At 46.3% G+C, this 19,278-nt stretch carries 20 protein-coding genes, 1 tRNA gene and 2 rRNA genes; all 23 read right to left on the bottom strand.

All coding sequences use genetic code 11. The features are described 5' to 3' along the window. Nucleotide 1: 1 nt before the first annotated feature. Nucleotides 2-2,206, bottom strand: coding sequence for a RelA/SpoT family protein (locus QTL79_RS06535; protein WP_346354159.1), 2,205 nt, complete (start codon nucleotides 2,204-2,206; stop codon nucleotides 2-4). A 38-nt stretch (nucleotides 2,207-2,244) separates the two neighbouring features. Next, on the bottom strand, nucleotides 2,245-2,760 hold the full coding sequence (locus QTL79_RS06530; RefSeq protein WP_346354158.1) for an adenine phosphoribosyltransferase: 516 nt from the start codon (nucleotides 2,758-2,760) through the stop codon (nucleotides 2,245-2,247). Nucleotides 2,761-2,940: 180 nt separating this feature from the next. Next, complete coding sequence (secF, locus tag QTL79_RS06525) at nucleotides 2,941-3,840, bottom strand: protein translocase subunit SecF (protein ID WP_346354157.1); 900 nt, start codon at nucleotides 3,838-3,840, stop codon at nucleotides 2,941-2,943. Between the two features lie 12 nt (nucleotides 3,841-3,852). Continuing rightward, on the bottom strand, nucleotides 3,853-5,061 hold the full coding sequence (gene secD, locus QTL79_RS06520) for a protein translocase subunit SecD (RefSeq protein ID WP_346354156.1): 1,209 nt from the start codon (nucleotides 5,059-5,061) through the stop codon (nucleotides 3,853-3,855). Beyond that, nucleotides 5,048-5,416 (bottom strand): nucleoside/nucleotide kinase family protein, encoded by a 369-nt coding sequence (locus QTL79_RS06515; RefSeq protein ID WP_346354155.1) that lies wholly within the window; start codon nucleotides 5,414-5,416, stop codon nucleotides 5,048-5,050. Before QTL79_RS06515 ends, secD begins: the two co-directional genes overlap by 14 nt. Nucleotides 5,417-5,435: 19 nt before the next feature. After that, nucleotides 5,436-6,143, bottom strand: a complete 708-nt coding sequence (locus QTL79_RS06510) for a PP2C family protein-serine/threonine phosphatase (RefSeq protein ID WP_346354154.1) — start codon at nucleotides 6,141-6,143, stop codon at nucleotides 5,436-5,438. Further along, complete coding sequence (locus QTL79_RS06505) at nucleotides 6,133-6,756, bottom strand: 5-formyltetrahydrofolate cyclo-ligase (RefSeq protein ID WP_346354153.1); 624 nt, start codon at nucleotides 6,754-6,756, stop codon at nucleotides 6,133-6,135. The genes QTL79_RS06510 and QTL79_RS06505 overlap by 11 nt, the downstream gene beginning before the upstream one ends. Further along, nucleotides 6,728-7,024: a preprotein translocase subunit YajC gene (gene yajC, locus QTL79_RS06500; protein WP_346354152.1), complete on the bottom strand. Its 297-nt coding sequence runs from the start codon at nucleotides 7,022-7,024 to the stop codon at nucleotides 6,728-6,730. Before yajC ends, QTL79_RS06505 begins: the two co-directional genes overlap by 29 nt. 58 nt (nucleotides 7,025-7,082) lie before the next feature. Further along, nucleotides 7,083-8,216 carry a tRNA guanosine(34) transglycosylase Tgt gene (gene tgt / locus QTL79_RS06495; RefSeq protein WP_346354151.1) on the bottom strand — a complete coding sequence of 378 codons (1,134 nt, stop codon included), beginning with the start codon at nucleotides 8,214-8,216 and terminating at the stop codon, nucleotides 7,083-7,085. A 20-nt stretch (nucleotides 8,217-8,236) separates the two neighbouring features. Continuing rightward, nucleotides 8,237-9,256, bottom strand: coding sequence for a tRNA preQ1(34) S-adenosylmethionine ribosyltransferase-isomerase QueA (queA, locus tag QTL79_RS06490; RefSeq protein WP_346354150.1), 1,020 nt, complete (start codon nucleotides 9,254-9,256; stop codon nucleotides 8,237-8,239). Nucleotides 9,257-9,281: 25 nt separating this feature from the next. Further along, nucleotides 9,282-10,559 (bottom strand): SpoIID/LytB domain-containing protein, encoded by a 1,278-nt coding sequence (locus QTL79_RS06485; RefSeq protein WP_346354149.1) that lies wholly within the window; start codon nucleotides 10,557-10,559, stop codon nucleotides 9,282-9,284. Nucleotides 10,560-10,575: 16 nt separating this feature from the next. Next, a complete protein-coding gene (locus QTL79_RS06480; protein ID WP_346354148.1) occupies nucleotides 10,576-10,794 on the bottom strand; it encodes a DUF2905 domain-containing protein in 219 nt (72 codons plus the stop codon). Then, nucleotides 10,787-11,347: an epoxyqueuosine reductase QueH gene (locus QTL79_RS06475; RefSeq protein WP_346354147.1), complete on the bottom strand. Its 561-nt coding sequence runs from the start codon at nucleotides 11,345-11,347 to the stop codon at nucleotides 10,787-10,789. Before QTL79_RS06475 ends, QTL79_RS06480 begins: the two co-directional genes overlap by 8 nt. 14 nt (nucleotides 11,348-11,361) lie before the next feature. Beyond that, the gene (ruvB, locus tag QTL79_RS06470) at nucleotides 11,362-12,381 is read right to left on the bottom strand and encodes a Holliday junction branch migration DNA helicase RuvB (protein WP_428845465.1); all 1,020 of its coding nucleotides are present in this window, start codon (nucleotides 12,379-12,381) and stop codon (nucleotides 11,362-11,364) included. A 7-nt stretch (nucleotides 12,382-12,388) separates the two neighbouring features. Then, entirely contained in the window at nucleotides 12,389-12,997 is a 609-nt protein-coding gene (gene ruvA / locus QTL79_RS06465; RefSeq protein ID WP_346354145.1) for a Holliday junction branch migration protein RuvA, read from the bottom strand. Nucleotides 12,998-13,126: 129 nt separating this feature from the next. Next, nucleotides 13,127-13,861 carry a YebC/PmpR family DNA-binding transcriptional regulator gene (locus QTL79_RS06460; RefSeq protein ID WP_346354144.1) on the bottom strand — a complete coding sequence of 245 codons (735 nt, stop codon included), beginning with the start codon at nucleotides 13,859-13,861 and terminating at the stop codon, nucleotides 13,127-13,129. Between the two features lie 103 nt (nucleotides 13,862-13,964). Beyond that, nucleotides 13,965-15,449, bottom strand: coding sequence for a 4Fe-4S dicluster domain-containing protein (locus QTL79_RS06455; RefSeq protein ID WP_346354143.1), 1,485 nt, complete (start codon nucleotides 15,447-15,449; stop codon nucleotides 13,965-13,967). 79 nt (nucleotides 15,450-15,528) lie between these two features. Then, nucleotides 15,529-16,677, bottom strand: a complete 1,149-nt coding sequence (locus QTL79_RS06450) for a SpoIIE family protein phosphatase (RefSeq protein WP_346354142.1) — start codon at nucleotides 16,675-16,677, stop codon at nucleotides 15,529-15,531. Further along, entirely contained in the window at nucleotides 16,674-18,365 is a 1,692-nt protein-coding gene (locus QTL79_RS06445; RefSeq protein WP_346354141.1) for a [Fe-Fe] hydrogenase large subunit C-terminal domain-containing protein, read from the bottom strand. The genes QTL79_RS06450 and QTL79_RS06445 overlap by 4 nt, the downstream gene beginning before the upstream one ends. Next, nucleotides 18,353-18,622, bottom strand: a complete 270-nt coding sequence (locus QTL79_RS06440; protein WP_346354140.1) for an NAD(P)H-dependent oxidoreductase subunit E — start codon at nucleotides 18,620-18,622, stop codon at nucleotides 18,353-18,355. The genes QTL79_RS06445 and QTL79_RS06440 overlap by 13 nt, the downstream gene beginning before the upstream one ends. A 113-nt stretch (nucleotides 18,623-18,735) precedes the next feature. Beyond that, nucleotides 18,736-18,811 (bottom strand) — tRNA-Asn (locus QTL79_RS06435). 4 nt (nucleotides 18,812-18,815) lie between these two features. Then, nucleotides 18,816-18,932, bottom strand: a 5S ribosomal RNA gene (rrf, locus tag QTL79_RS06430). 235 nt (nucleotides 18,933-19,167) lie between these two features. Further along, nucleotides 19,168-19,278 (bottom strand): 23S ribosomal RNA (locus QTL79_RS06425); the annotation flags it as partial.

The raw sequence follows: 19,278 nt of genomic DNA, 5'->3' as shown, positions 1-19,278 counted from the left end.
TTCAAGCTCCTGACATTGGATTTGCTCGATAAACAGTGTAAACATCCTTGACGCGACGAATTTTGGTCATAACATTTTCCAAATGACTTAAATCGCCGATTTCTACAGTAATGCTGATGATGGCTTTACTGTCTTTCATCAACTGAGCATTGATTGAATAAATTTTTGTTTTTGTTTCCGATAGGATTGCCATCACATCGGTGACTAGATTTGTTCGATCAAGTGCCGTAATTTCCATCGTTACGCGGTACAAATTATCACCAGCACCGTCCCAGGAAACCTGGATCATACGTTCATACTCTTCCGGATTTACAGCCAGATTGGGACAATCCGCCCGATGCACTGAGACTCCGCGCCCACGGGTAATATAACCAACAATGATATCTCCCGGCAACGGATTACAGCATCGAGCCAGGCGAACCATCAAACCGGCTTCGCCTTCGACCAAAATACCGTTATTCCCTTTGACGCGCGTACCACGCGGTTTCAATTGCGATAAAAGCTGCGACACGGTCGGCTTATCGGCAGTCTGATGATGATCTTTCTTATAAGACTCGACCAGTTTCGTAAGAACACCGTGTGGAGCAACGCCGCCATAACCAATCGCAGCGAGTAAGTCTTCGTTGCTGGCAATATTGAATTTTTTCGCTACTTCCATCAATCGGTCGCTCTTAAGGAGTTCCTTTAGGTCATAACCGAGCTTCTTACTTTCTCTTTCAAGACCTTCGCGTCCTTTGAGTATATTTTCATCGCGTTTTTCTTTTTTGAACCATTGACGAATCTTATTGCGCGTGTCGGAAGAACCGGCTATATTGAGCCAGTCTCGACTGGGCCCATTGCCATGTTTCGTCGTGATAATTTCAACGATGTCGCCATTAGTCAGCTTGTGTTCAAGCGGAACCATCTTACCGTTAATTCTCGCCCCGATGCAACGGTGGCCGACGTCGGTATGAATTCGATACGCAAAATCGATCGGAACAGATCCAGCGGGCAAATCAACTACGTCGCCGCGTGGCGTAAAGACGAACACTTCATCTGCAAAGACATCCAGTTTGACGGTTTCCATGAATTCACGCGGATCACGCAAATCCTGTTGCCATTCTAAAAGTTGACGCAGCCAAGACAATTTTTGGTCAAAATCTTTGCTGCCGCCTTTGCCGCCTTCTTTGTAGCGCCAATGCGCCGCGATGCCGCATTCGGCAATGCGATGCATTTCCGCCGTACGGATCTGGATTTCAAGGGGTTGACCTTCAACTCCGATTACAGTAGTGTGCAACGATTGATAAAGATTTGACTTTGGCATGGCAATATAATCTTTAAACCTAAGCGGCAAAGGTTTCCACAATGTATGAACCATCCCCAGCGCGCCATAACAGTCCTTCACATTTTCAACCATAATGCGAATTGCGGACAAATCATAAATTTCACTGAGGTCTTTATTTCCTTTGATCATCTTTTTATAAATACTGTAAAAATGTTTTGGTCGGCCTTGAATCTCAGCCTGAATTCCGACTTCTGCCAGTCGTTCCGAAAGGATCCGCACCGCTTCGGTAATCATTTGCTCCCTTTCACGACGTTTTTGCTTGACCTTTTCGACTAATTCATAATATTTTTCCGGTTCAAGATAACGAAAAGCTAAATCTTCCAACTCCCATTTTACGGTCGACATCCCAAGACGATGTGCAAGCGGCGCAAATATCTCAAGCGTTTCACTGGCGATACGGCGTTGTTTATGTTCCGGAACATGCTTTAACGTGCGCATGTTATGCAGACGATCAGCCAACTTAATCAAAACGACGCGGATATCCTTGGCCATAGCCAAGAACATTTTGCGATAATTTTCCAATTGCTGTTCTTCTTTTGATTTGTATTCGATGCGATTTAATTTTGTAACCCCATCGACTAACATGGCAATTTCCTTGCCGAATATTTTTTCTAAGTCATCAAGGCTAACCACGGTATCTTCTACCACGTCATGCAATAGTGACGCACTGATTGTCATTGCGTCGATCTGAAGTTCGGCCAAGATTTTAGCCACACCCAATGGATGAAAAATGTATTCTTCACCGGAAGCTCGTGTTTGTCCGGTGTGAGCAGCGCGGGAATAGGAAAAGGCCTGACGCACCAAATCAATTGGTGCGTCGGGCTGATAAGTTTGAATTTGTTTGACGATATCTTCAATTTTAACGTCTGCGTCAACTTGCATTAAGAACACCCCACAACAACATCCATTGCATCCTCTGTTTAATACTTCAGCAAAGAAAAAATCGGATAATTTTGCAACGCCTTACGGCCGTTTAGATATTCTAATTCAATAAGAAAAGCCAGTCCGACAACAATGCCGCCTAACTGTTCGACCATTGCAACGGTTGCTTTCATTGTACCGCCGGTAGCGAGTAGATCGTCGACAATCAAGACTCGCTGCCCCGGTTCAATAGCGTCCTTATGGACTTCTAGCGCATCTTTGCCGTATTCAAGGCTATATTCGTAATGTAACGTTTCTGCCGGTAGTTTGCCCGGTTTACGCACGGGGATGAAACCGGCTTTCAAGGCGTAAGCCACCGGTGTGCCGATGACAAAACCACGCGCTTCTGGGCCAACAACCAGATCAATATTTTTTTCATGAAAAGGTTTAGCCATTTCGTCAATCGCATCATGAAACATCGTGCCGTCTTTCAACAAGGTTGTGATATCTTTGAAACGGATTCCTTTTTCAGGGAAATCCATAACTACGCGAATTTTGTCTTTAAATTTCATCATAATGTTAAACACTCCACCTTTATATTTTGCTTGATAAGAACACTACAGATATTGTTCTGGTTTTCCCGGATAAATCCTGCCAACCGGCATATAGTATTTATTTACAAAATGGCTATATTGGTAAATCTGTTTTTACACTCAAAAAAAGAGGCCGGCATACCGGCCTCTTTTCTGAACTAATTAGCCTTGTCTCGCTGCAAGTCGCTTTTTCTCGCTGTATTCACGCCATGTCACCCAGATCGGGCTGGCATTAAAAATGGCAGAGTAAGCGCCGCTAACAAAACCGATAATCATTGCCAACGAAAAGTTCTTTGTCGTTTCGCCGCCAAAAAAATGCAACGACAGGCATGCAAACAAGACTGTCAGCAACGTATAAATCGAACGGGTATAGGTTTGCGCAATACTGCGGTTAACGAGATCGGCAAACGGTTCTGTCTTACGATGCGTTCTTAAATTTTCTCGGATTCGGTCAAAGACTACGATCGCTTCATTCATTGAATAACCGATGATCGTCAGGATTGCCGCAACAAAAGAAGCGTCGAGTTCTTTATGCAACAGCGAAAAAATCCCCAATACAACCAGAACATCATGCAGAATCGCCAAAATGGCCGAAATTGCAATTTGATGTTCAAATCGGTATGAAATATAGGCAATTAGCAACAAACAGACGATTGACAGATTTAAAACGGCCTGTTTCGTCAGTTCTGAACCAATTACGGCGCCGACTTTTTCGCTGCGCTGTACATCAAACTTGCCTAATTTCTTTTCCATGCCGGCAAACAGCGTCTGGCTTTCTGCATTGGAAAGCACATGCGTACGAATAAAAACATTTTGCGCCGCTTCCGCATTATCCGTGGCTGCAAGTTGAATCGTACTATTTCCCATTTCGTATTCCGTCAAAACAGTTCGAACTTCAGCAACCGTAACCGGACGAGCAAATTTCAAATCAATGATTGTGCCGCCAGTAAAATCGATGCCCAGATTGAATCCTTGCGTAAAAATAGAAATCAGGCCCGGGATAACAATCAGCGCCGAAAGTAAAAACCACCAGTAGCGTTTTCCTATAATATCAAATTTCATTTCAATCTCCCCCTACGCGCCAAAGAATTTGCCGTTATTGGTAATGTTCGAACGCATCAGCAGTTTAAGCAGGAATCGACTAACGGTAATTGCTGTAAACATGCTCAAGATAACGCCGAGTCCTAACGTCAAAGCAAATCCTCTGATTGGGCCCGTTCCTAGAAGGAACAATACAGCCGCAGTAATCATAATTGACACATTGGAGTCAAGAATGGTGTTGAAAGCGCGAGAAAAACCGGCATCGACAGCTGCACGAAGTGTCTTGCCGCTGCGGTATTCTTCTTTGAACCTTTCAAAGATTAGAACATTAGCGTCAACGGCAACCCCCATTGACAAGATGATGCCTGCAATTCCGGGCAACGTCATCGTCGCCTGCAGCATTTTCAAGGTAAGGAGCAGTAACAATACGTAGACTAGCAACGCAATATTGGCAACAATACCGGACATACGGTAAAACAGCAGCATGAATACGACAATCGCAACAATGCCAATCGTAAAAGCTTTTTCACTCTTCTCTTTCGAATCCTGTCCCAATGTAGGACCTACGGTACGTACTTCCATAACCTCCACTTTAACCGGCAGTGAGCCGGAACGCAGCAGAATAGCCAAGTTTTGCGCTTCGTCCAACGTGCGGCTACCGGTGATTACGGCTTTGCCGCCGGTGATCGGTTCATTTACGACCGGACTGGTCAGAATTTTTTTATCCAGCAAAATACTGATATGTTTGCCGACATTTTTCAAAGTCAAATCAGCAAATTTCTTGGTTCCCTCATCAGAAAACTCCAACGCGACCACATTGCCGCTCTTAGTAGAGTCTATTTGCGCGCGTGCATCCTTTAAATCAGTACCTGTCAGAACAATGGCACCCTTTTCATCGGCAAACTCCAACATAGCTGTTTTGCCCAACATGTCAATTGCTTTTTCAGGATCTTTGATTCCCGGCAACTCGACAATGATGCGGCGTTCACCTTGGCGTTGAATAATCGGTTCGGTTAGACCTAATTCATTAACGCGCTGTTCAATAATCTTTACAACCCGCGCGACAGCATCTTCATTAACTTTTGCTTCCGGTGTATCCACCGCTTCGAGAACAACATGCGTTCCACCTTGTAAATCAAGCCCCTGCTTGATGGATAATGCCAACGGCTGCATATAATAAGCCGAAATTCCAATAATTACGACAGCCGCCAGAATAAATTTGGATAAGCTATTCCACTTCAAACTTTTCTCCTCCGTTTCGATTATGCTTATTTAAAAATGATAGGACATGCGTCAATACTTCAGCGGGCGATAATGGATCCGTTTCGATTACCAAGTCGGCATATTGTTTAGCATCGCCTAGCCTAATCTGTTGGGTGCGGAACGTTTCATCCCCCCAAGCTATCTTTCTGCGCTGACGTATCGTAGCCAACGACGCACTGAGAAAGATGACCAGGTCAGGATTTCTTTTGCGCCATAAGCGTGGAATGCACGAATGTTCTTGCGTGATGTGATAAGCAGAAAAACCAATCTCATTCAATGCTTTGACTAAAGTTGACTTACCTGAAGCACATACACCAACAACGACTATATTCATAACATATTCCTGCGCTCCTTTAGCAAGGCAATGAAAATACCATGCGCCGTACCGATAAATCTTGCCGCTCTTTTTGGCAAATTCCAACGACAACGACCGTCATATCATCACCGGGCATATTCTGATCGAGTAACAATGCTTGGTCAAGAATAGCTTGCGCTAACGCATCCACATCTTCCGCTTTCGTTTTTTCAATCAGTTTCAAGAGCTGCGTTTGCGTTATTTCATTGCCGCGCCGCCGCCCGGAATGTTGTATCCCATCCGTATAAGTGACCGCGATGAGCCCTTCTTCGAGCGGCAATTGGACAGTTAACGGCTTCATCCTTTTGTGCACGCCAATAGAGGCAACCTCTTCATCGTATACGTCAATGCCGTGATTCTGTTTTATGATAACCGGACAATTAGAATTCCGGCAAAACACCAACGTTTGCGAATCCAAATCAACACTCATCAATGTTAAGGTTGCCGAAACTTTCCCATCTTTGAACATATACAGATAATCATGCACTGTCCTAGCTACTGCGCCGTCACGTACGCCTTCGGCAATCAGGACCGCCGCCTTGGCAACAACCATGCGGCTAGCCAGTTGCGCGCTTCGCCCACTCCCTTGTCCGTCCGCTAAGATCACCGATACGCCCCCTTGCGGTCGCTCGGTCACTTCCACACTGTCGCCGCTGATAGCTACGGCGTATTTATTGGTTTTAGCTATGCCAATTTTAATTTCCATCTTGCACAACAACCTTAAAAAATTCTTCTTCCGTCAAGACATAATGAAGTCGCTGATCGTGTTCCTCCACCGGCAATGCCGTCTGCAACTGTCGTTGCCAACAAACGCCTACAAATACCGCAGTCCCAGGAAATTTTGGCAGAAAGCGGTCGTAGTAACCGCCGCCCATGCCGAGACGATATCCTTTTCTATCCAACGCCAAACAGGGCACTATAACCAGATCAATTTCAGCCTCTGAAACCGGTTTACGATCAGCAGCAAAAACCTGTCGGATTCCAAAACGTCCCTGCTCAAGCGTCAGCGTTGGCTGCCAGCTTACAGCTGTCATCAGACCTTCCCCTGGCAGTATTTGCGGTACAGCTACCTGTTTACCCCGTGCAAAAGCCGCTTGCATTACCACATCAATACTCGGTTCGGAATCCATTGCCAGATACAGCAGCAGGCTCTTAGCCTGTGTAAAGAATGGCCAAGAGACAAGCTGCTGGCTGATTTTTTCACTGCCCTTTTCTTTCTCCATAGCAATCATCGCTTTTCGTTCCAAAAGCAAACATCGACGCAACTGTGATTTTTCATCAAGCGAAAACTTATTTTTCATCAGCGTTTTGCAGACCATGAATGGCGCTGCGCAGCACCTCGATTTCGACTCTCTCGGCAATCTTTAGCGTAATGGTTTTCGGTGTGATTACGTTGATTGTGCCGAAAATTCCTCCTGTAGTGATGACACGATCCCCTTTTTTTAGACTGGCCAGCATTTCATTGCGTTGCTGCTGCTGTTTCTTTTGTGGTCTCCAAAGCAAAAAATAAAAGACCAATGCCATTAGGATGATCGGGCCGTACCCTGCCAATACCTGTATGTTTTCCGGTGACATCAAATTTTCCATATCTATTCACCTCCCCATGCTAAAATAAAACTCCAATTTATAATATATTCCACACACTCTACATAAATCCTTTATCTTTTGGGCTATAGCCCGCTAAAAATTCTTCGCGGAACGCTACGAAGCGATTTTCCATGATTGACTGTCGCATGTCACGCATAAATGAAATCAGAAAATGCAAGTTATGGATTGTTGCCAGACGGAGTCCGAAAATTTCATCCGCTTTAAATAGGTGGCGCAGATACGCACGTGTATAATTGCGACAGGTATAGCAATCGCAATTTTCCTCAATCGGACGAAAATCCCGTTCATATGCCGCATTGCGTACGACCAGACGTCCCTGCCGCGTCATGACAGTGCCGTTTCTTGCCACGCGGGTCGGAAACACGCAGTCAAACATGTCGATGCCGTGCATGACGCCTTCAACCAGACAGTCCGGCGTGCCTACGCCCATCAGATAGCGTGGTTTGCGAGCTGGCAATTGATGTACCGTATGCTCAAGCATTTCATACATTAAAGGTTTCGGCTCGCCGACGCTCAGACCGCCGACCGCATATCCAGGAAAATCCAATGAAACAAGATCACGCACGCTCATATCCCGTAGATCCTTATACATGCCGCCTTGAATGATGCCGAACACACCTTGGTCTGCAGTGCGTTTGTTAGCGATTTTACAACGTTCTGCCCAGCGCGTTGTCCGTTCGGTCGACTGCTTTGCATATTGGTGGTCAGCTGGATAGGGGACGCATTCATCGAATGCCATCGCAATATCAGAACCTAATGCCATCTGAATTTCCATCGCTATTTCCGGCGACAAAAACTGTTTGGAACCGTCAATATGCGAACGAAAAGCGACCCCCTCTTCGCTGATTTTTCTAAGCGGCCCCAGACTGAACACTTGAAATCCGCCGCTGTCGGTCAAAATAGCACGGTCCCAGTTCATAAAAGAATGTAGCCCTCCGGCTTCTTTTATCAGGTTGTGTCCCGGACGCAAAAATAAATGATAGGTATTGCTCAAAATAATGCCGGCACCCATGGTTTTGAGCTCTTCCGGCGCTACCGTCTTCACGGTGGCCTGCGTTCCAACCGGCATGAAAATCGGAGTCTCAAACGTGCCATGCGGCGTGTGGATTTTACCGGCGCGCGCACCGGTGATTGAACATTGTTTTTCTAACTCATAGCGTATTGCAGCCATTGATTCACTTCCTTTTTCTTTTACAAAATAAGCATGGCGTCTCCAAAACTGAAAAAGCGGTATTCACTTTGAATCGCCTCTTCATATGCGCGCATGATTTTTTCTTTTCCGGCAAATGCGCTGATCAACAGCAAAAGAGTTGATTTCGGCAGATGGAAATTGGTAACCATTCCTTCCACGACGCGAAACTGATAGCCAGGATAAATAAAAATATCGGTCCAGCCGGAGCCGGCAACAATCTTGCCACTCGCTCCTGCCGTTTCCAGCGTGCGAATCGCCGTCGTGCCGACCGCAATTACCCTCCCGCCGTTTGCTTTGGCCCGTGCAATTGCGTCAACCGTTTCCTGCGGAATCGAGTAAAATTCACTATGCATCGTATGCTCTAGCACATCTTCCACTTCAACTGGGCGAAATGTTCCCAACCCGACATGTAGCGTCACGAATGCACGTTGCACGCCTTTTTCATCGATACGCCGCAATAACTCCGGCGTAAAATGCAGTCCGGCAGTCGGAGCGGCTGCAGCGCCACTATGCTTGGCATAAACGGTTTGATAACGATTTTTATCCTCTAAGCGTTCATGAATATACGGCGGCAGCGGCATATGGCCGATGCGTTCGATGATTTCTTCAAAAATTCCCTCATAGCAAAAACGGATAATCCGTCCGCCAAATTCAGTATGAGCTATGATTTCACCCTGCAGTTCATCGCTAAATGAAACAACAGCGCCATGACGCAGTTTTTTGCCCGGCTTAGCCAGGCATTCCCAATCGTTTCCATTCAAACGTTTCAGCAGCAAAATTTCAATTTTTGCTCCGGTATCCTGTTTTATGCCGTACAAACGCGCAGGGAGCACTTTGGTATCATTGAATACCAAAATGTCGTTCGGCCGCAAATGGTCAATCATTTGGTAAAAGCGTTGATGCGAAAATTCGTCATCGCTTCGTTGTACGCACAATAATTTCGAGTGATCGCGTGGTTCACATGGCAGCTGCGCGATCAGTCGTTCCGGCAGATAATAGTCAAACTCCGATAATTTCATGGCTAATTGTAGAACCTTTCTTCCCTTAATATGTTTTTCGTATTTCAATTCCCGAATAGTAATGGCGCAATATTGTTTGATAATATTTGCCGTCGCCTAAAGGCGCTTTTTCAGCCATTGCTTTGGCTCCCCACTGCGACATTCCCAAACCGTGTCCCCAGCCGTAGCCATTGAACCGCACCATCTGCTCCGCTCCGGGCGTCAAACGATGCAGCGCTCCCGCTTTAGCCGCAGCGTCCGGTTTTCCATTGCCGCGAGTCTCTATTATTGTAATGTCAAACAGCGTGCTATTCAAGCCCAGAATGCTGCGCAGCTGATTACCGCTGATTTCTTTGCGACCGCTCTCACTGATCAAAGTCAATGCTTTTACGCGGCCCGACGGCGCCCGATCCGCCGATGTACGGTCTGGGAGCGGACGCTTGTCCGGCAACACCGATAATTCAATGCCACTCAAACGTCCGATCGAATAGCCCGCTTTCTTGAGCTTCCCTTCTAGCACGCTGCTGGAAACTTGTTTATCCCAGCTGTAATATGGCGATTCTTGGTCAAAATCAAGCACGCCTTTAATGTAGGGGGAATTGCCGCCCCAAACATTGTCGCTGCTTTCCGTATAGCCGCCGGAGCTGCTGTGAAAATACGCGGCAATCGGCCGGCCATTATACAGCATCACTTCTCCTCGAGTCGCATCTACCGCGGCATTGCCGCTTGCCGATTCGGCATTACGGCCTCCATATACCTGACAATCAGTGCCTGAACAAACATCGTAACCATCTTTACCATGCTTGTTCAGGCTGTAAAGCGCATACGTCCGCGCGGCAACAGCCTGCGCCTTAACTGCTTCACGCGCCCAATCAGGCGATATTTCGCGTGCTATGATTCCATACAAATATTGCTCCATCGGCAGAACATTGACGATAGTCAATGAGACGCGTCCGCCTTTCTTTGGCAGGAGTTCGATCTCACCTCGGTAGCGCTGACGGTTCAGCGCTATCATCGATTCTGTATTGGTACGTAGGCGTAAAGCTGTCGTTTCAATCACTTTGCCGTTTAAAAGCAGCTGGCCTTTCGGATCAAACGCAACCGCTAGCGATTGATTCGCGGACAATTTCAGAACCGTTTTGCCAGTGAATTGCTCCAACACTTCCAACGATCCTTCTGACGTGAATGTCACGTTGTTCTGACCTGCAGCCAGACCAACACGAATCATTTGTTCGGCCGCAGCGGCCGGCGTTATAAAAAGGGTAGCAACGCATAGTATCGTCAGGCAAAGTATTCGTAAAGAGCGGCGTAAAATCAGTCGCACACGTTTCAGCCCCTTTTCAGCGTCGATTTATAAAAAATAGAATGATGCTGAGAATCACGCTGGCAATAATGCAGCTTGTCAGCGGAAAATAAAACGAACCGCTTTCGCGTTGCAGTAAAATATCGCCCGGCAGTCGCCCAAACGGTATCCATTTACCTCCGAACTGTAAAAGAAGCCCTAAAATCAAGCAAACAAAGCCAATAACGATCAGCGTCTTTCCCGGCGACTCAAACATGGGCCAACAGCCGGCCGGCCCCTTTGTAATAACGATCCTGTTCGCTGAAAATGCAACCGCAGTACGGCTGACGGTACAATTCCAGTTCGCGGCTCTGCTCGACGCCGCGTTTCCAGCCTTCGCGATAATCATGATATAAAAAAGCAACGCCGGTTTCCGTCGCAACTTCCTCGGCAATTTCACGTATCAATTCATGCTGTTGATACGGACTGACCAATAGCGATGTCGAAAATGCATCATAACCGCCGGTCTTCGCCTTCTGGGCCACATTACGCAAACGAATCCGATAGCAATGGGCGCAACGTTTCGGCATTTTTAGATCCTCTTTGACCAGCGTGATAAATTCTTCCAACCCATATGCATCATCTAACATAAGTGAAAGTTCAACTCCCTTGGCCCACTGCACAGCCGTTTCAAAACGTCGGGCAAATTCCTTGAACGGATGGATATTAGGGTTGTAAAATACGCCGGTCACTTCATGTCCGGCGCTGCGCAACCATTCCAGCGGGTAAATTGCGCAAGGGCCGCAGCAAACATGCAGCAATACTTTCATTGCATTCGTCCTCCTTATAAATAGCCGCCCTGTTCGTCCAGCGGATACGGTATTCCTAAATGAGCATAGGCGGCTGGCGACGCAATCCGGCCGCGCGGTGTCCGTTGCAAAAATCCGAGTTGAATCAAAAAAGGTTCATATACATCTTCAATCGTTTCCGATTCTTCACTGATTGCTGCCGCCAGCGTGTCCAAACCGACCGGTCCGCCGCGGAATTTTACAATGATCGTTTCAAGCAAGATTCGGTCGCTGCGATCAAGACCACAGTGATCCACCTCCAGCATTGCCAATGCTTTATCGGCCAGTTCCGCCGTAATAACACCGCTGCCTTTGATTTGTACATAGTCTCGTACCCGCTTCAACAAGCGATTGGCAACGCGCGGCGTACCGCGCGAACGACGCGCGATTTCAAGCGCACCGTGCTCTTCAATCGCAATGCCGAGAATTTGTGCCGCACGGTTGACGATATGCACCAGCTGTTCTGTTTGGTAGTACTCCAAACGGCAAATTACGCCGAACCGATCGCGAAGCGGCGATGCCAATGAACCGGCGCGCGTGGTCGCACCAACCAGCGTAAACGGAGGTAAGTCAAGACGTATCGCCCGCGCACTGGGCCCCTTTCCAATCATAATATCCAACGCATAATCTTCCATCGCCGAATATAATATTTCTTCTACATTGCGCGACAATCGATGGATTTCGTCAATAAACAGCACGTCTTTCTCTCCAAGGCTTGTCAATATGGCAGCCAGATCACCGGCCCGCTCGATTGCCGGCCCCGATGTAATTCGTAAATTCGCTCCGAGTTCACCGGCAATAATTCCAGCCAACGTTGTTTTTCCAAGCCCCGGCGGCCCATACAACAAAACATGATCCAACGCCTCTTCTCGTGACAATGCCGCCTGAATGAAAATAGACAAATTATTTTTCGCTTGATCTTGTCCGATATATTCCTGCAGGCGTTTTGGCCGCAAACTATATTCCCAGCTATCGGTATCCTGTTCATCAACATGTATGATTCGTTCGTCCGTCATCATTTATTCACCTCTTGCTTAGTTCGCGCAAACTCACCTTGATCAGTTCTTCTACACGCAATGATTTCGCATCCAGTTTGCGTAATACCGGAATGATTTCCGACTGTACATAGCCAAGAGCAAGGAGAGCCTTTGTCGCCTCGGCTTTGACAGCGGCAGCGCCTTCGCCGGCTGGCGAAAGATCAACGAACATTTCATCTGTTACATCATTTTCCGGTAGCGACACCTTGTCAAACAGTTCGACGATCAGGCGTTCGGCTGTTTTTTTGCCTACACCAGGTAGTTTTGTCAACCAAGCAATGTTCTTTTGGCTGATTGCCAGGCTGAGCCCTTTAGGTTCAGAGGCAGACAAGATTCCCATTGCGCCTTTGGGTCCGATGCCGTTAATACTAGTCAATAGATGAAACATATCATATTCATCTTGCGAACAAAAACCGAACAGTATCATGGCGTCTTCCCTAACTTGCAGATAAGTGAGCAATTCTAATTCCGTACCAACATGAATCGTCCTGCGCGTAAAATCAGAAATGAATACCCGATAACCTATTCCATTTACATCAATGAAACAGGCGTCCAAAAATAAATGAGACACCCGTCCTCGTAGATATGCAATCATCAGTTTCCTCCCGTTGGTACAATATTATGGATGCTAGTACACCATCAAACGAATAATATTCGCCACCGCTGCAAGTTATCCTGTCGAACAGCAAAATAGAGGGGGATCGCCCCCTCTATTTTTATCGAATTACTCTTCATCCGGAAAATCAAAATTTGAATACACTTCCTGTACATCATCATGATCTTCCAGTGCATCGAGCATTCGGATCATTTTCTGGCCATCCTCTTCCGCTAGCGCCACGGTAGTATCAGATAGCATCGCAATTCGCGCCATGTTAAGGTTCAAATTATTTTCCTCGAGCACCATTTGCACTTTTTCAAAAGCTTCCGGTGAACAAATAATCTCGTATTCGTCATCTTCGGTTTTAAAATCATCGGCACCTGCTTCAATCGCCAACAACATCAATTCATCTTCGTCCATTTCCCCATCTGCCGAAACTAAAAAGATGCCTTGCTTTTTAAACATCCAGCCGACGCAACCGGTTTCACCTAAATTTCCGCCATATTTAGAAAAGAGATGACGAACATCTGCCGCGGTACGATTGCGGTTATCCGTTAAGACTTCGACCATAACGGCAACACCGCCAGGTCCATAGCCCTCATAAGTAAGCTCTTCATAATTTGATCCATCACCGGCTCCGCTGCCGCGTTGAATCGCACGTTGAATATTGTCTTTAGGCACATTGTTTTCTTTCGCTTTTTGCAAGACGAGTTTCAATCGCATATTACCAGCTGGATCCGCACCGCCCATTTTTACCGCTACTGTGATTTCGCGACCTATTTTTGTCGTAATTCTTGCCCTTAATGCATCGACGCGCCCTTTGCGATGTTTAATATTCGCCCACTTAGAATGTCCAGACATTACGCTACGTTCCCCTTTCCATAGACAGCTGCATTGTATTGTATAACGAGTCACTAGGTATTTTATCATATTCTACGTAGGTTCGCCAGGCAATACGCCCAAGTTATTTATGTTTAAGTACCTCGTGCCGCTGAACCGCTTTTTCGTTCTCAGGTGCGGTGTCTGCCAGAGCGTTTTGCACGGCAAAATTTTCAACCATTTTTCCACTGACACGGCTGTCAGCCAATACGCCTGGTCCGCCGACACAGCCACCGGTGCACGCCATACCTTCCATGAAATTGGCGTCTCTCTTTCCTTCACCGATTTCTTTGAGCATTTTATAACACTCTTCAAGTCCCTCAGCACGAACAGCTTTTAATTTATCTAATTGTTCTTTTTCCTGCAACACTTTTACCACTGCACCGGAAACGCCGCCAGCTCTTGCAAACAAGATGCCGGTCTGCGAGCCTTCAGACTGTGTTTGTTCTTCAGCAAAAGCGGTTAAATTGATATTAGCCAACATAGTTGCCAGTTCTTCAAAGGTCAAGACATAATCGATGTACTCTTTATTTTTGCGCGCTTCTGCTTTTTTAGCTATACAAGGTCCGACAAATACGACGACAGCATCCGGATGCTGTTCCTTGATCATTTGGCCCATTACGACCATCGGCGACGGAGTCGTCGAAACATTAGCACGACTCTCTGGCAGATGCTTGCCAACCATATCAACAAACGCTGGACAGCAAGAGGTCGTCATATAGGATTGCTGCCCCGGTACCGCATGCAAGAACTCTTCCGCTTCGGCTAAAGTCACCACGTCCGCTCCCAGAGCGACTTCACTCACATCAGTAAAACCAATGCTCTTCAGCGCGGCAAACACTTGGAATGGTTTGACCTTAATGCCTAATTGGCTGATAAAAGCCGGCGCCAGCATTGCATATACCGGACGTTTACTTTTGATAGCCTGAATAACTTGAACGATATACGATTGCTCATTGATTGCGCCAAACGGACACGCAGCCTTACAGCCGCCGCATTGAACGCATTTATCGTAATCGATGGCAGCCCGCCGCTCCTTATCGGACTTGATCGCCCCTAGTTCACAAGCACGTTCGCAGGGACGACTGATTTCAACGATTGCACCATATAGACACGATTTTTTGCAGAGACCGCACTCGATACAACGGCTTTTATCGATATAAGCTTGATTTTGCACAACTGTAATTGCGTTTTTCGGACAGCTGGCAATACAATTGTGCGCCACGCAATTACGGCAGGCATTGGTTACCAAGAATTTATCGATCGGACATTGATCACATGCTTCCGGCATAATATTAACGATCGGCATATCGGCGATCGTTCCCTTCAATGCTGCTTCAGCCGCTTCGGCAATGGTAACATCGAGCGGCTGCGCCAACCCCAATTTGATTCTATCTTTTAATACCGCGCGTTCTTTATGCACGCAACAACGATAACGCGGTCCATCCGATGTAACGATTGTGTCAGCAATTTCAGAAATATTTTGGGAAAGTGAGCCTTCCCAAGTTAGTCGGGCAAGTTCCAGCAAAACTTTCCGACGAATTTTAATAACCTCAGTCATTTGCAACATAACTACTTCCTCCAACCATGTAATTAAAACCTTTTACAACTATAACAAATAAAAATGTTTTTGTATACAAAATGCGTTCCTATAGCCATTCTATTGTAATTTGTTTTCCATATTGTTGTAAACAGGCTTGTAATTTCCCTAAAACCTGACCTTTAATATTAATCGGCATAGGAAACGCCGGATTTTGATGCGCCGAATTGATCGCACCACCGGCAAGAATCGTTATGCGGTCGGCATTGAGTAATTGTTGTGCCAATCTTGTTGCACCGTCGAGATCTATACCGATTTTTTTCCCGCTTAACAATTTTTCCGTCGCCGCATTTAACGTCAAAATCCCTTCTGTCACCAGATCGATGCCTTCCAATACTGCTGTCGGCGGAATGTCGCGGTTATGACAGGTATAATCGACGATCAGCGGTTTTTGCAGCACACGGCTTACAATATTTGCCGTAGTGCCTCCTGCAATGACTTTACTCCCCTCAAAACTAAGAAAGCGTTTTACAATTCGTTCATCATATTGGGAATCACTCGGCGGACCGGTAAGGAGAATCAGTTCCTTAGGACGCCGAACCTTAAGCGCCACCACCGTTGAATCATCGCCCGGTTGTCCAGCATAAAAACCTTCAGCACATGTTATGATTCGATTACAAATCGTCTCAGTCGTAATATCCGGACGCCACTCTTCCTCCAGTTGTTGAGCAACGCCTGCCTCGCCCCAACCTAATTTTAAAATCGCACCAATTCCTGCATGTATGATTCCATCGGTAACCGCAATCAACATGTCATCTTCGCGCAGCTGCAGGCTGGCTTGGCGAAATAACTTGCCGGAAATTTCCTTCTCTACAATCGGCAACGCGCCCAAGCGGCCTTTACGCAACAAAAAAACCGGCGGGGAATCAAACTCCACCAGTGTTGTCCATCCATCAGCAGCAATTTTGATGATTTGCAGTGTAGAATAGGCAATTTTTCGTTCACGGCAAACCGGCAATGTTTCCGCAATCGTATCAACGACATCGCTCAGCGGAATACCGCGTTTGAGCATTGAAGATGCAATTTTTGTCGTGAGCGTCGAAAGAATATTCGCTTTAACGCCACTGCCCAGACCGTCCGAGAGGGCAATAATCGTATGCTTTTCGTTACGGATAATTTCTACCTTATCGCCACATAGTTCTTCCCCATGCTTAGACAATTGAGCTACACTAATCTCAGCATGTAACGCGGGTTTCATATATCCTCCTTGCCGCGCAGCAGCCAAGTCAATTCTAGCAGTGCCGCCTTCGTTTCCGCGGTTGTTTCTCCCAGCAAGCCAGCTATTTCCTGTGCTACTTTCATCTGCCGGTTGATAATTTCAGTTGCCTTTTCCATCGTTTCAAACTTCATCCGTTCCCATTCACGGTCACGCTTTTCTTGTTCTGTAACGTCGGCGAATACGACCAGTACAAAGCCATGTTCCTTTAATGGCACCACGGTCTGTTCTGCAACTAAACCATATTCTGTATATTCTACACGTTTACCGATAATACGTTGTTCTAATTGGATGGCTTTGACGATATCCGTGCAGTCAAATACGCGCAGTAAGGAATCACCCTTTTCAAACATATTTCCAGTAAACATCCGATATGCGGTAGGGTTAGCCTCTTGAACCAGCATGGATTCATCTACAACAATAATTGCATTCGGCGAATTTTCGACCACCATATTCGCTAATGATTCTGCCTTTGAACGCATATAAGGAACGCACATATCCGTTTCTGCTAAGCCTTGAAAGACGGCGATCGCTTTTTCACGACAGGAATTATAACCGCAGGCACCGCAATTTTTTTGATCTTCTAACGCATTTTTGCCGCAACGCTGCAAAATAGCCCTAATTTCAGATTCTTTTGGCATAGGACTATCAAGTGTAGCCGCAGTATGAGTGCGAGAAAAATTTTCAGCGGATAAATTCATTTGGGAGTTCGAATAGCCAGTCTGTTCTCTGGCTGCAATAAATTCATTCACTTTGCCTTTCTTTATTGGCCAACATTGTTTGTTGCTATTGACCGGCCCGCCGACGCAGCCCCCGCTACAGGCAAGCATTTCAATGAATGCAGGTTCGATTTCACCGTTAGACATACTACTTAAAACAGCCATAACATTTTCAATCCCGTCGACAGCGATAAACTGGCTATCATCACGATAACCCATGGTCTGCAAAATACCTCCCGGAAGCGGAAAGGTACGGGCGGAACTCTTATCATGCTCTAATAGTATTGATTGCTTTATTAGGTTAGGCGTAATTTGAAGCATCCATTCTTTTAAACGCTCAAAAGTAATTACAGCATCAACCGTACCTGAAATACTTTGTGCTTCATCAATTTTGCCGATACAGGGCCCTGCGAAGACAATAAAAATATCCTCCCCCTGTTGCTCACGCAGTAGCTTCGCATGCGCAATCATCGGCGATACGACGGGAGCAAGTGAACTAACAAGTTCCGGGTAATAATTGCAAATTAACTTTACGACAATGGGGCAACAAGCAGAAATAACTGGACGAGTCCTCTTTTCGACCATATTACGATACGATTGCGCAACAATATCAGCACCCACTGCCGTTTCAAACACGTCAGAAAAACCAAGTTGCAGCAACTCTTTCTTAAAGTCTGTAAAATCAACAAAATCAAAGTTGGCGGCAAATGATGGTGCTAAACTTATGACCACCTTCTTGCCGGCAGCCATTGCCTGATGAATTTTTTCGCGCTCATCCAACACAGTTTTTGCTTTTTGCGGGCATTCGACAACGCAACGACCGCATAAGATGCAACGTTCATCGATAACCCTAGCCTGCCCGCCGTTTATGCCTATTGCCTTTACCGGACAGGAGCGTACGCATCGATGGCAATCACGACAATTAACTTTTTGTGTTTTTATGATTTGCATGCGTTTTCTCCCAAAATCTTTTCGCAAAAGATACCGTACACTTTTTCTCTACTAACATGAGTGATAACCTCATCATTAATTTTGATTACAACGCCTTCAGTGCAATGACTATTACAAAAAGCGCCTTCTAAATCGATTTTTCTTTTTAAATTATACTTCTCAAACAATCCTTGGAAAGCTTCCAGAACCGCATACGAACCTTTTAAGTGGCAGGCACTGCCAAAACATATTGCCAAACGAACCATAGTCTCCTCCATAAGTGAAAAAAAGTACGTAATGAACTTTCTTCTATTTTACCTCAGACTGTGAAGTCTAGCAATATAAAAGAAAAATCCGCAGCTGTTTGTCCAGCAACGGATTTCTTTAAAAATGGCTCCCCGGGTAGGACTCGAACCTACGACCGATCGGTTAACAGCCGATTGCTCTACCAACTGAGCTACCGAGGAATAAAACCGGCGACTCCCTATCCTCCCAGGCCGCTTCCAGCCAAGTACTTTCGGCGTATGTGGGCTTAACTGCTGTGTTCGGTATGGGAACAGGTGGGACCCCACAGCCATCATCACCGGATACCAATTGCGCTGAATCCTTCATTTGCTGCGTTGCTGTCTGCGCTCCTCGCTCAACGTAGCTTCCGCTACGCCTTCGCTCTGGTGCTCGACGCGCCTTGCAACTGAAGTTTCATCTCAATTGTCAATTTACAGGTGAACATTTCCGAAGAATATATTCCCTGAAAACTTTATAGAAGAAAGATTTACAAACAAGTGGTTTCATCACTTGCACTCAAGTGAGTGCGAGCTTGCATTAAGTCAAGCCCTCGGCCTATTAGTACCAGTCAGCTCCATTCATTACTGAACTTCCACACCTGGCCTATCAACCTTGTGATCTACAAGGGGCCTTACCAGACTACTCTGTG

Origin of the sequence: Azotosporobacter soli, from assembly GCF_030542965.1 — a bacterium.
Taxonomy (GTDB): Bacteria; Bacillota; Negativicutes; order SG130; family SG130; genus Azotosporobacter; species Azotosporobacter soli.
The sequence above is the reverse complement of the archived record's forward strand: the minus strand, read 5'-3'. Positions and strand labels throughout refer to the sequence as shown.

Coding starts and splice junctions, on each gene's coding strand:
- QTL79_RS06535 (WP_346354159.1), bottom strand. CDS start 2,206: ATGCAAGTTGACGCAGACGTTAAAATTGAAGATATCGTCAAACAAATT.
- QTL79_RS06530 (WP_346354158.1), bottom strand. CDS start 2,760: ATGATGAAATTTAAAGACAAAATTCGCGTAGTTATGGATTTCCCTGAA.
- secF (WP_346354157.1), bottom strand. CDS start 3,840: ATGAAATTTGATATTATAGGAAAACGCTACTGGTGGTTTTTACTTTCG.
- QTL79_RS06515 (WP_346354155.1), bottom strand. CDS start 5,416: ATGAATATAGTCGTTGTTGGTGTATGTGCTTCAGGTAAGTCAACTTTA.
- QTL79_RS06510 (WP_346354154.1), bottom strand. CDS start 6,143: ATGGAAATTAAAATTGGCATAGCTAAAACCAATAAATACGCCGTAGCT.
- QTL79_RS06505 (WP_346354153.1), bottom strand. CDS start 6,756: ATGGTCTGCAAAACGCTGATGAAAAATAAGTTTTCGCTTGATGAAAAA.
- yajC (WP_346354152.1), bottom strand. CDS start 7,024: ATGGAAAATTTGATGTCACCGGAAAACATACAGGTATTGGCAGGGTAC.
- tgt (WP_346354151.1), bottom strand. CDS start 8,216: ATGGCTGCAATACGCTATGAGTTAGAAAAACAATGTTCAATCACCGGT.
- queA (WP_346354150.1), bottom strand. CDS start 9,256: ATGAAATTATCGGAGTTTGACTATTATCTGCCGGAACGACTGATCGCG.
- QTL79_RS06480 (WP_346354148.1), bottom strand. CDS start 10,794: ATGTTTGAGTCGCCGGGAAAGACGCTGATCGTTATTGGCTTTGTTTGC.
- QTL79_RS06475 (WP_346354147.1), bottom strand. CDS start 11,347: ATGAAAGTATTGCTGCATGTTTGCTGCGGCCCTTGCGCAATTTACCCG.
- ruvB (WP_428845465.1), bottom strand. CDS start 12,381: ATGACGGACGAACGAATCATACATGTTGATGAACAGGATACCGATAGC.
- ruvA (WP_346354145.1), bottom strand. CDS start 12,997: ATGATTGCATATCTACGAGGACGGGTGTCTCATTTATTTTTGGACGCC.
- QTL79_RS06460 (WP_346354144.1), bottom strand. CDS start 13,861: ATGTCTGGACATTCTAAGTGGGCGAATATTAAACATCGCAAAGGGCGC.
- QTL79_RS06455 (WP_346354143.1), bottom strand. CDS start 15,449: ATGTTGCAAATGACTGAGGTTATTAAAATTCGTCGGAAAGTTTTGCTG.
- QTL79_RS06450 (WP_346354142.1), bottom strand. CDS start 16,677: ATGAAACCCGCGTTACATGCTGAGATTAGTGTAGCTCAATTGTCTAAG.
- QTL79_RS06445 (WP_346354141.1), bottom strand. CDS start 18,365: ATGCAAATCATAAAAACACAAAAAGTTAATTGTCGTGATTGCCATCGA.
- QTL79_RS06440 (WP_346354140.1), bottom strand. CDS start 18,622: ATGGAGGAGACTATGGTTCGTTTGGCAATATGTTTTGGCAGTGCCTGC.